11 protein-coding genes are annotated in these 9,519 nt (G+C 64.2%); 3 read left to right on the forward strand and 8 right to left on the reverse strand.

Going from position 1 to position 9,519, the window contains the following annotated elements:
• Positions 1–40: 40 nt before the first annotated feature.
• Positions 41–283, reverse strand: coding sequence for a DUF982 domain-containing protein (locus EJ068_RS27100; protein ID WP_042638153.1), 243 nt, complete (start codon positions 281–283; stop codon positions 41–43).
• A 281-nt stretch (positions 284–564) separates the two neighbouring features.
• On the opposite strand from EJ068_RS27100, the gene EJ068_RS27105 reads away from it, so the two are divergent.
• Positions 565–864, forward strand: coding sequence for a hypothetical protein (locus tag EJ068_RS27105; protein WP_127251877.1), 300 nt, complete (start codon positions 565–567; stop codon positions 862–864).
• Positions 865–881: 17 nt separating this feature from the next.
• Here EJ068_RS27105 and EJ068_RS27110 read toward each other — a convergent pair whose 3' ends face one another.
• Together EJ068_RS27110 and EJ068_RS27115 are read right to left on the reverse strand one after the other, a co-directional pair.
• The gene (locus tag EJ068_RS27110; RefSeq protein ID WP_126061703.1) at positions 882–1,127 is read right to left on the reverse strand and encodes a DUF982 domain-containing protein; all 246 of its coding nucleotides are present in this window, start codon (positions 1,125–1,127) and stop codon (positions 882–884) included.
• A gap of 104 nt (positions 1,128–1,231) precedes the next feature.
• Positions 1,232–1,435, reverse strand: coding sequence for a hypothetical protein (locus EJ068_RS27115; protein WP_126078151.1), 204 nt, complete (start codon positions 1,433–1,435; stop codon positions 1,232–1,234).
• A 418-nt stretch (positions 1,436–1,853) separates the two neighbouring features.
• Here EJ068_RS27115 and EJ068_RS27120 point away from each other — a divergent pair, with 418 nt between their 5' ends.
• Positions 1,854–2,213, forward strand: a complete 360-nt coding sequence (locus tag EJ068_RS27120; protein ID WP_126078150.1) for a metalloregulator ArsR/SmtB family transcription factor — start codon at positions 1,854–1,856, stop codon at positions 2,211–2,213.
• A 410-nt stretch (positions 2,214–2,623) separates the two neighbouring features.
• On the opposite strand, the gene EJ068_RS27125 is transcribed toward EJ068_RS27120, so the two are convergent.
• The 5 genes from EJ068_RS27125 to EJ068_RS27145 form a co-directional block, all read right to left on the reverse strand.
• Positions 2,624–3,430, reverse strand: a complete 807-nt coding sequence (locus EJ068_RS27125) for an ABC transporter permease (RefSeq protein WP_127251876.1) — start codon at positions 3,428–3,430, stop codon at positions 2,624–2,626.
• Positions 3,431–3,432: 2 nt separating this feature from the next.
• Positions 3,433–4,266: an ABC transporter permease gene (locus EJ068_RS27130; RefSeq protein WP_127251875.1), complete on the reverse strand. Its 834-nt coding sequence runs from the start codon at positions 4,264–4,266 to the stop codon at positions 3,433–3,435.
• A gap of 23 nt (positions 4,267–4,289) precedes the next feature.
• Positions 4,290–5,402 carry an ABC transporter substrate-binding protein gene (locus tag EJ068_RS27135; RefSeq protein ID WP_126078147.1) on the reverse strand — a complete coding sequence of 371 codons (1,113 nt, stop codon included), beginning with the start codon at positions 5,400–5,402 and terminating at the stop codon, positions 4,290–4,292.
• 74 nt (positions 5,403–5,476) lie between these two features.
• Entirely contained in the window at positions 5,477–6,571 is a 1,095-nt protein-coding gene (locus EJ068_RS27140; protein ID WP_126078146.1) for an ABC transporter ATP-binding protein, read from the reverse strand.
• 364 nt (positions 6,572–6,935) lie between these two features.
• Entirely contained in the window at positions 6,936–7,823 is an 888-nt protein-coding gene (locus EJ068_RS27145; RefSeq protein WP_127251873.1) for a LysR substrate-binding domain-containing protein, read from the reverse strand.
• An 82-nt stretch (positions 7,824–7,905) separates the two neighbouring features.
• On the opposite strand from EJ068_RS27145, the gene EJ068_RS27150 reads away from it, so the two are divergent.
• A complete protein-coding gene (locus tag EJ068_RS27150; RefSeq protein WP_189342602.1) occupies positions 7,906–9,501 on the forward strand; it encodes an amidohydrolase in 1,596 nt (531 codons plus the stop codon).
• The last annotated feature ends 18 nt before the right edge of the window (positions 9,502–9,519 follow it).

Genomic DNA, 9,519 nt, shown 5'->3' on the forward strand with positions numbered 1-9,519 from the left:
GGCTTGGCGACGCCCCAACGGGACGCCATGGGAATCGAGGCTACGCCAGCAGCCCGGCGATCTTCGCCGCCTTGCGCAGCGTCTTGCGGGCTTCCACCGGGCTGCGCAGCCCGTCAAGCGCGTCACGGCAGACACGGCTCGCCGAGCGCCAGGCGCCGTCGCGCGCCTGTCCCGGCCAACGTAGGTCGAGGCATTCCATCGCCTCGAAGCAGCTCGATACCTTGCGTTGGCCGTTTGGCTGGAAATCGATCACGACTGGTTCGGAAAACCAGACATCGTTCATCACTTCCTCCGTTCTTATGATTGTCTTTTTGAGCAAGCAATCGGTGCCGGATGGCGTCCGATGCAGGTCCGTGAGGCGATTGCGGACCCGCGCATTAACCAACCATCATGCGTTAGGTTCCGAGAATTTTCATGACCGGAACGGACAGCATTCGGACAGTCTCACGGGCCGACCAATCCGTGCTCCGGACGGCTGAAAATCGTGTGACCAAAGTCACTGCAGCACCCTCGCGGACGGCGCTAATGAATCCGCAAGGCTGATGAAACGCGGGAAAACCTCTCATGATTATCGCCGTGCTTGCACTCGTCATGACCGCCGCGACGTTGATGGCGACCGCTTTCGGGCTCTACGACGAGGTCCGGCAAAACCGTTCGCATGCTGAGACGGATCATGCGCGCGTTTCGAACAGCGCGTCGCCTTCCCGTCAATCTGCGCGTTCGGTAGGTCCGACACCGCCCAGGCATGCTCACGCCGCTTTCCCTGGCCATGTGTATTTTTCGGGCTTGAATCCTGCTCTCTCCGGCTGCGTTCGCGGTGCTGGTGCTTTTGTGGCTTTTCTATCGATAGGCAGCCGCGTGTAATAAGGCGCTGCCATGCCCTATTCGACCAGCACATGCGCTTCGCGCGCGGCGACGACGAAGGCCTCCCTGGCGGCATCGGCCGTGACGTCGCCGCGGATCGCGCGGCGGCAGGCCCGCAGCGCCTCGCCATGCAGCGCACTGCCGGCATCGCGCCATTGGCCGGTCAGCAGCTCGGCGGCTTGTTCGGCGTTGGAGATGTGGCGGATTGACCCGGAAAGGCCGACGGCGACTTCAACCGGCTTGGAGAACCATCCCTGGATCATCGCGAAACCTCCCGAACATGTCGGAACACGATATTCTGCCGTTGCGTTCCGTGCCGGAACGTCAACCTAACGTGAAGCCGCCTCGCGTGGGCGGATCACGTTGCTCATCTTCCAAGCGGCCTGCGCGAAAGCTCGATCAACTCCGCCTCGTCGGTGATGCCGGCCATGTAATTGGCCAGGATGCGCGAGGCGCGTGCTTCCTTCTGCTCGGTAGTCTCGCCCTCGACGCTGCCATTCTCATAGACACGGCCAAGCATGGCCGTCTCGTCGGGAGTGAATGTGTTGCGGGCATTGGACGCGATGGACATGGCTTCCTCCTTGCGCCGGGCTCCTTTTTTGCCCGGCTAATATTAGCATGTTTGAAGGTTGAGCGTGAGTCGCTGCAAGGTATCCTTGCCATGCGCTTCGGCTGACGCCGCTCTTGCCCTGAGGCTGGCCGCTGTTTTGCCGGCCTCGTTATATTCTTGCCGAACGAGCGCTGCGCTGATACGTATTAGCAGCGCGGAATTTTTCCGAGTCTGCATTGACTTGAGCCCGAAAAAGCACCGCGCGTTCTGTCCGAGACCAGCAACCTCGACGTGGTGGCAACCGGGTTACGAAGGGGTTCTGGTCGAAAAGAAGCAGGGCAGGTCCCGCGTCCAAACCGGGGCAGGCTCATCAACGCTCTGGAATTCTGAAGCCATTGCCCCCATGGCCTTCGGAAGAGCATGAAGCATGGGGAAATCGATGGTTACCAAGAAACTTACCGCCAACGCAGAAAGCGCGGCAGCCTTTCTTGCGGTGATGGGCAACGAAAAGCGTTTGCTCATCATGAACTACCTCGCCGAGGGCGAACTCTCTGTCGGCGTGCTCGCCGACAAGGTCGAACTCAGCCAATCAGCGCTGTCGCAACACCTGGCCAAACTGCGCAGGTTTGGCCTTGTAGAAACCCGCCGTGATCGTCAAATGGTCTATTATTCCTGCAAGTCTTCGGCAGCGCGCGAACTTCTGGCGTTGCTCGATGGCCTGCTGACCACGGACAAGCCGCTTGCCGGACCGGCAAGGCAGGCCTTCGTCGAGAGGATGCGGCGGCCGCAGGCCGCCTGAACGGACTGCTACGCACGGGCGAGGCCGGGGGGCCTTCGTCCGGTGCGGCGCCTTGATGGCGCAGACTGCTATGAAGCGGGCGCGTCGCGACGCCGCCCCGGTTCCGCTGCGTTTCCAAGCCGCTCCGCCGTCCCGCCGGTTGGACAGACGGTTCATCACGTTTCTTTGAAAAGCGCTGTCTCGATGTCGGATGCTCTCCGCAAACCGATGATAGAACAGGCTTTTCCTGGCCGGTTGGGCACGCAGACCGACCGGAGATTACGGATTTGTAAGTCGCCCGGCTGAGCCCTGTTGGCTAGATTTCGAGTCGATCCACACCCCCGGATCATGACGGTGCCGTGCTTCCACTTCGGCTCCGTAAAGAGGCTCGCCGCTCCTGGCGGGCCTCTTTTTCCGTGAACGCAACCGCTCTACGGCGACGCCTTCTGTCTGGTGATCACGCTCCTCACCGCCAGCACCAGCACCGTGATGACGATCAGGATCACCGAAAGCGCCGCGATCGCCGGATCGATGTTGTCGCGCAGGCCCATCCACATCAGGCGCGGCAAGGTGATCGCATTCACCGAGGTGATGAACAGCGTCACGCCGATCTCTTCCCAGGAAAGCACGAAGGAGAGCAGCGCGGCGGTGACGATGCCGAACTTGATGTTGGGCATGATGACGCGCGTCGCGCGTTCCCACACGCTGGCGCCAAGCCCGCGCGCGGCAAGATCGATGCGCCGGTCGAGCTGGCTGAGCGACACCAGGATGAGCACCGTGGCGAAAGGCACGGTCATCACCGAATGCGCCATGGCGACGCCGAGCCAGGTGTCATAGCCGAAGAACGAGGTGAGCCCGGAGACCGAGGTGAGCAGGAAATAGAGCGTCACCGCCGACACCACCGGCGGCACCACCATGGGCAGCAGCACGAAGCCGACAAGGGCTGCGGTGAAGCGCGGCTGGAACATCCACACGCCGAGACTGAAGGCGAGTGCCAGCACCGTGGAAAGCGCGCTGCTCACCACGCCGATCCGGATCGACAGCAGGATGGACTCCAGCCAGCGCGGATCCTCGATCAGCGAGCGGTAGTGGCGCAGCGACAATTCACCCGTCGGCATGGTCAGCATGCGGCTCGGCGTCAATGACACCGGGATGACGGCAAGCAGCGGCATCAGGAGGAACAGCGCCACCAGCACGGCGAGGAGGAGCGAGACAGGCCCAGGACGGTAGGTTGGCATCGCTACACCAGCTGCTTCGGTTTGACGTAGCGGAAAAGCAGCGCCATCAGCGCGCCGACGAACACCACCAGCACGACGCTGATAGCCGCGCCCAGCCCCCAGTCCGGGCTCTGGAAGATGCGCAGATAGATCAGCTCCGCGATCATCACGCTGCGGCCGCCGCCGAGGATTGCCGGCGTGACGAAGAAGCCCAGCGAGAACACGAAGGTGATCATTGCCGAGCCGATGATGCCGGAGCGCGTCATCGGCACGAACACGGTCCAGAAGGTGCGCATGCGGCTGGAGCCGAGCCCGCGCGCCGCGAGCAGCACGCGCTCGTCCAGGCTGCGCATGGCGGACGCCAGCGGGAACACCGCGAAGGGGATCAAAAAATGCGACATGCCGACGATGACGCCGAATTCGTTGCGCACCAGTGTCAGCGGCTCGGAGATGAAGCCGATCGATTGCAGCCAGGTGTTGATCAGGCCGCGATTGGAGAGCAGCGCCACCCAGCCGAAGGCGCGGGTGAGTACGGAGATCCAAAATGGCACCAGGATGCAGAATTCGGCCAGCACGCGCTGCAGCGGACTGCCGCGCACCCACACCACGGTGATGGCGTAAGCGGCGGTGACGGAGACGAGAGTGACGATCGCCGCGATGCGCAGCGTGCGGATGAATACCGACTGCACCAGGTCGTCGGTGAGCAAAGCATGGTACTGGCCGAGCCCGGGCGTGGGAAGCGTAAAACTCCACTTCACCACGCCGAGGAACGGCCAGGCATAGGCAAGGACCAGGAACAGAAGCAGCGGCGCCATCAGCAGCGCCGCGCCCATCCTGTCGGAGAGGGTGCCTCTCATCAGTGAGAAAGTCTCCGCCCTGATCAGGCGGAGATGATCTTGGTGTATTCGTCGAGCGCGGCGCCGTAATTCTTGGCGTACCACTCCATGTCGAGCGCGATCTGCTTCTTCATGTTGTCCGGATCGACGGGATTGATGCGCTTTTTGTCGGCGGGGATCAGCGCGTCGGCCGCCGGATTGGCCGGACCCTGGCCGAGCTTGTCGAACATCACCAGCTCCTTCTGCGGATCCTGCGTGCTGGCGATGAACTTCATCGCCGCGTCCTTGCCGCCGGGGTTGTTCTTGAGCACCGCCAGCGCGCCGGGCGAGATCAGGCCCTGGTCCCAGATGAACTTGATCTGGCCGCCGGAGTCCTGCTCGATCAGCGAGGCGCGCGTCGACCAGACGATCGCCATCGAGGCCTCGCCGTTGAGCAGCACGCTCTGACTTTCGGCGCCGCCGCCCCAATAGGAGACGACGTTTTCCTTGAAGGCGGCGATCTTGTCATGCGCGCGCTTCAGATCGAGCGGATAGAGCGAGGCAGGCGCGACGCCGTCGGCCAGAAGTGCGGCTTCCCAGCTCGACACGCCCCATTTGTAGAGCGAGCGCTTGCCTGGGAATTTCTTGACGTCGAAGAAGTCGGCCATGCCGGTCGGCGCGTTGGAGCCGAACTTCTGCGAGTCGTAAGCGATCACATAGGAGAAGAAGTAGGTGGAGGCTGCATACTCCCAGCCGAAGCCCGGCCGCATCTTGCTCTTGTCGACGATCTTGTAGTCGATCGGCTCGAGCATGCCTTGGCCGCCCAGCGTGATCGCCGAGAACGGGTCGACGTCGACCAGGTCCCAGGTCGGCGCGCCGCTCTTGAACTGCGCGGCGATGGCGCCTTCCGTCGGGCCCGAGCCGTCCATCTTGACCGGGATGCCGGTGTCTTTGGTGAAGGCCTGGCCGTAAGCGGCGTCGTAAGCCGTGATGGCGTCGCCGCCCCAGTTCACCAGCACCAGCCCTTTGGTCTCGGCGAAGGCGCCGGTCGAGCGCAACAACAGCGGCGTGCCGGCGAGCGCCAAGCCCGCTAGTTGCGCAAACTGGCGGCGTGAGATCTCGCCGCGCTTGGTCCGCTCGGCGAGGGATTCGATCGTCTGTTTCTTTGTATCGCTCATGTCAGTTCCCCTTGTTTGTCGTTGATTTGAACCGGAAGCCGCCGCGGTGATGTGTCTGGCCGCGACGGCGGTGCTTACTGTCCTCCATCCGGAAGGAGGAAACCCTTCTCCGCTGGCCATGTAAGCCAGACCGAATTGCCTTTGCTGAGCGCCGCCGCAGCCACTTCGTTCGGCACCGAAACGGTGACCCTGGCGCCCTGGCGCGTGGTGAGGTCGAGCTTGGTCGCCGCGCCCAGATAGGTCGAGGCGACGGCCGTCGCGGCAATGCCGTTCTGGTTGACCGACGCTTCCGGCGCGATCGACATGTCCTCGGGGCGGATGGCGAGGATGGCGTCGCCTTTGATCGCCTCCGCCTTGCAGCGCATGTTGACCGCGCGGTCCTCGCAGAGCCCCGTGGCGCCATTGTCGGCGGGGCGCACGCCCTTCACCGGCAGCATGTTGATCTCGCCCAGGAACTCGGCGACGAAGCGGTTCGCCGGCCGGTCGTAGACCTCATCCGGCCGGCCCACCTGCAAGAGCTTGCCGTGGTTGAAGATGGCGACGCGCGAGGACAGCGCCAGCGCTTCGCTCTGGTCGTGGGTGACGAAGACGAAGGTTGTGCCGGTCTCTTGGTGCAGCCGCTTCATCTCGGCCTGCATCTGGCCGCGCAGGCTCTTGTCCAGCGCCGAGAACGGCTCGTCGAGCAGCAGCACGCCCGGCTCGAACACCAGCGCACGGGCCAGCGCCACGCGCTGCTGCTGGCCGCCGGAAAGCTGTGCCGGCAGTTTCTTCTCGTGCCCCTTGAGGCCGACGCGCTCGACCATCTCGCCGACACGGCTCTTGATTTCCGAGGCGGATTTCTTGCGCACTCTGAGCGGGAAGGCGATGTTCTGCTCCACGCTCATATGCGGGAACAACGCATAGCCCTGGAACACCATCCCGGCGGCGCGCTGCTCCGCCGGGCGGTTGGTGATGTCGACACCGTCGCTGAAAAGCCTGCCCTCGCTCGGCTGCACGAAGCCAGCTAGGATCATCAGGAAAGTGGTCTTGCCGGAGCCGGAAGGGCCAAGCAGCGTCAGGAACTCGCCGCGGCCGATATCGAGCGACAGGTTATCGAGCGCCCGGAACGAGCCGAAGCTCTTGCCGATCCCGTTCGCTTTGATTTCTGCGGCCCGGCCGGGTTGCTGCATCCTGGCTCTTTCCTCAGTTCCCAATGAAATCGTAGGCATGGCTGCGGCTCACCGCAACCGAATAGTTTTCGCCTGATCGGCAAATTTGATTCACGGGTGACCCGTATTGGCAGGTGGCAACAGCGTGTGCAGACGCGGGCGTTCGGCGCTCACTAACGTTCGCGATTGGCGAAAGCCTTCATGCCCTTTTCCAGGGCGGAGCAAGGAGCGAAGCGACGCGCGCAGACCCTGGAATCCACACCGTTACACACGAGCGTTGCAACGGTCCAGAATTCTCGCCCGCCGCACACTTCGGCCAACGTCACGGCATGGATCCTCGGGTCAAGCCCGAGGATGACGACCGGAGAGGGCGGCAGCACTCAATCTAAACCCTGCTCTCCGACAGCTTCGCCCTCAGCCAGTCGCCGAAGGCGTTGAGCACCGGGTGCCCCGCCTTGGCGTGCTCGAAGACGAGGAAATAGGAGCGCGGCGAGGGGACGGTCGCCTCGAAAGGCTTGACCAGCCGGCCTTCGCTCAGCGCCTGGCGGCCGGTCAGCTCGTCGCCCAGCGCAATGCCCTGGCCGGCGATCGCCGCCGAGAAGACGAGGTTCATGTCGGAAAAGAAGATGCCGCCTTCGGTATCGGGATTTTCCACCTTGGACAGCGCCAGCCAGCGCGCCCAGTCCTCGGTGTCGCTGAGATGGAGCAGGCTGGCGCGCAGCACGTCGGCGGGTTTGGAAAAGCCGCCGACCTTGTTGAGCAGCCTTGGACTGCAGAGCGGCGTGAAGGAGACTTCGCAGAGCAGTTCCACGGCCCGGTTCGGCCAGTTGCCGACCCCGAAGGCGATGAAGGCGTCGGCGTCCGGATTTGAGACGTCGTCGAGCCGCCGCGGCGTGAGCACCGACAGCGCCACATCCGGATACATTTGCTGGAACTCGCCGATATGCGTGCACAGGAACATCGAGGCGAAGCCCGGCGGGCAGGAGATGGCGAAGGAGCCGCCGACGCCGGCACCGTTGTTGTGCGTCCCCGCGTCGCCGAGCACGGTCAGCGCCTTCCTGACGTCGGCCGCGTAGCGCTGGCCGCGCGGCGTCAGCGCCACGCCCTTGCCGATGCGCTGCAGGAGATCGAAGCCGAGGTCGCGCTCAAGCAGCCGTAGCTGATGCGAGACGGCGCTGCGGGTGAGGTGAAGCTCGTCGGCGGCGCGCCATACGCTGCCGTGACGGGCAAAACTGTCGAGGGCGCGCAGCGCCTGCGTGGAGGGTATTCGCAAGAGGCCTCAGGTGAACCGAATTTGCACGAGCCGGGAAAACATATCACTTTTTGATGAGCCGCTTCACTGCTTTTCTTGCACCATGGACAAACCGGTGACGAGTTCAGCGCAGGAAACCGCGCTTGCCTGCATCGACGGCATCCAGCCGCTGCTGTCGGCCTGGACGCGCACCATCTTCGATTTCGGCGAGACCGCCTGGCGCGAATATCAATCGGCGGCCTGGTATGTCGAGCGGCTGAAGCGCGAAGGCTTCTCGGTCGAGGAAGGCTCCGGCGGCATGCCGACGGCCTTCTGCGCCCACTGGACGAATGGCGACGGCCCGGTGATCGGCATGTATGGCGAGTATGACGCCGTGCCCGGCAACTGCCAGGACGCCGCGACGGTGAAGCGGCCGCGAGAAGGCTTGGGATTTCAGGCCGGCGGCCACACCGATCCGCATTCGGGCCTCGGCATCGGCAGCCTCGGCGGGTTGCTCGCGACTAAGGCGGCGATGCTGGAGCATGGCATCAAGGGCACGCTGCGCTTCACCGGCGAGCCGGCCGAGAAGGTGCGGGGCTCGAAACCGATCCATGCGGCAAAAGGCTATTATGACGGCCTTGCCGGCATGATCTCCTTCCATCCCTTCTACATGCTGCCGCTCTGCAACACCGCGCGCTGGGACACGCATTGCGGCGCCGCCTATTCGATGATCTACCGCTTCGTCTGCGACGAGCCCGAGAATTGGGGCCGCGCGGCAAGCGACGCAGCACCCATCCCGCAGGCGCATTCGGCGGTGCGGGCGCCCGGCGCCAATGACGCGCTGATGATGATGTACATGGCCTCCAAGGCGCTGCGCGATTCCATGCTCACCCATCAGGGCGGCTGGTCGATCAGCGAGGCGATCCTGACGGCAGGGCAGGCGACCGCCGACAATCTGCCGGCCGGCCTTGCCGAGATCCAGTACATGATCCGCGTGCCGACCATCGCCATGGCCGAACAGGTGACCGCGGTGCTCGACCGTAACGCCGAAGCCGCTGCCAGGATGAGCGGCTGCCGCTACGAGCGTCATTGGGTCTCGAAGTCGCGGCCGGGGCTCGCCAACCACGCCATGGCCGATATCACCTATCAGGCGCTCTCCACTGTCGGCGCGCCGCAATGGAACGAAGAGGCGAGGGCGATCGGGCGCGAGGTCCAGGTCAATGCCGGCGGCGAGGCGACCGAAAACCCGTTCATCGACGAGCTGGAGCGGCTTATCGCGCCGCAGGAGGCCGAGGCGATCCTGCGCCGCGACCTGCCGCCCTCGCAGGTGAACTCCACCTCCGACGACTACACCGACATGAGCTGGCACGCGCCGACATCGCGTTTCTACATCGCCCGCCCGGCGCTGCGCGCGGCCAAGGGCCATGTCTATCCATCCTGGGCGATGAACGCGCTGGGCGGCATCTCCGCCACCATCGATCCGATGGTCACCTGCGCCGCCAAGACGGTCGCGCTGACGGCACTGCGCCTGCTGGAGGACAAGGCCGCGCGCGATGCCGCGATGGACGAGTTCGTCAGGCGGACCGGCGGCGGCATCGGCGGCTCGAACTGGATCGCGCCGCTCTGCGACTATGAACCGCCGATCAACTTCCGCTGGCCGGAATATGTCACCACGCCGCGTGGGCGCGACTGGTGGATCCCGGCCGCTTCCACCGCATGACCCATCAACAAAACAGTC

It is taken from the genome of Mesorhizobium sp. M2A.F.Ca.ET.043.02.1.1, assembly GCF_003952405.1.
GTDB lineage: Bacteria > Pseudomonadota > Alphaproteobacteria > Rhizobiales > Rhizobiaceae > Mesorhizobium.

Bases quoted from the DNA above. Each gene is read 5' to 3' on its own strand.
- EJ068_RS27100 (WP_042638153.1), bottom strand. From the start codon at position 283: ATGAACGATGTCTGGTTTTCCGAACCAGTCGTGATCGATTTCCAGCCA.
- EJ068_RS27105 (WP_127251877.1), top strand. From the start codon at position 565: ATGATTATCGCCGTGCTTGCACTCGTCATGACCGCCGCGACGTTGATG.
- EJ068_RS27110 (WP_126061703.1), bottom strand. From the start codon at position 1,127: ATGATCCAGGGATGGTTCTCCAAGCCGGTTGAAGTCGCCGTCGGCCTT.
- EJ068_RS27115 (WP_126078151.1), bottom strand. From the start codon at position 1,435: ATGTCCATCGCGTCCAATGCCCGCAACACATTCACTCCCGACGAGACG.
- EJ068_RS27120 (WP_126078150.1), top strand. From the start codon at position 1,854: ATGGTTACCAAGAAACTTACCGCCAACGCAGAAAGCGCGGCAGCCTTT.
- EJ068_RS27125 (WP_127251876.1), bottom strand. From the start codon at position 3,430: ATGCCAACCTACCGTCCTGGGCCTGTCTCGCTCCTCCTCGCCGTGCTG.
- EJ068_RS27130 (WP_127251875.1), bottom strand. From the start codon at position 4,266: ATGAGAGGCACCCTCTCCGACAGGATGGGCGCGGCGCTGCTGATGGCG.
- EJ068_RS27135 (WP_126078147.1), bottom strand. From the start codon at position 5,402: ATGAGCGATACAAAGAAACAGACGATCGAATCCCTCGCCGAGCGGACC.
- EJ068_RS27140 (WP_126078146.1), bottom strand. From the start codon at position 6,571: ATGCAGCAACCCGGCCGGGCCGCAGAAATCAAAGCGAACGGGATCGGC.
- EJ068_RS27150 (WP_189342602.1), top strand. From the start codon at position 7,906: ATGGACAAACCGGTGACGAGTTCAGCGCAGGAAACCGCGCTTGCCTGC.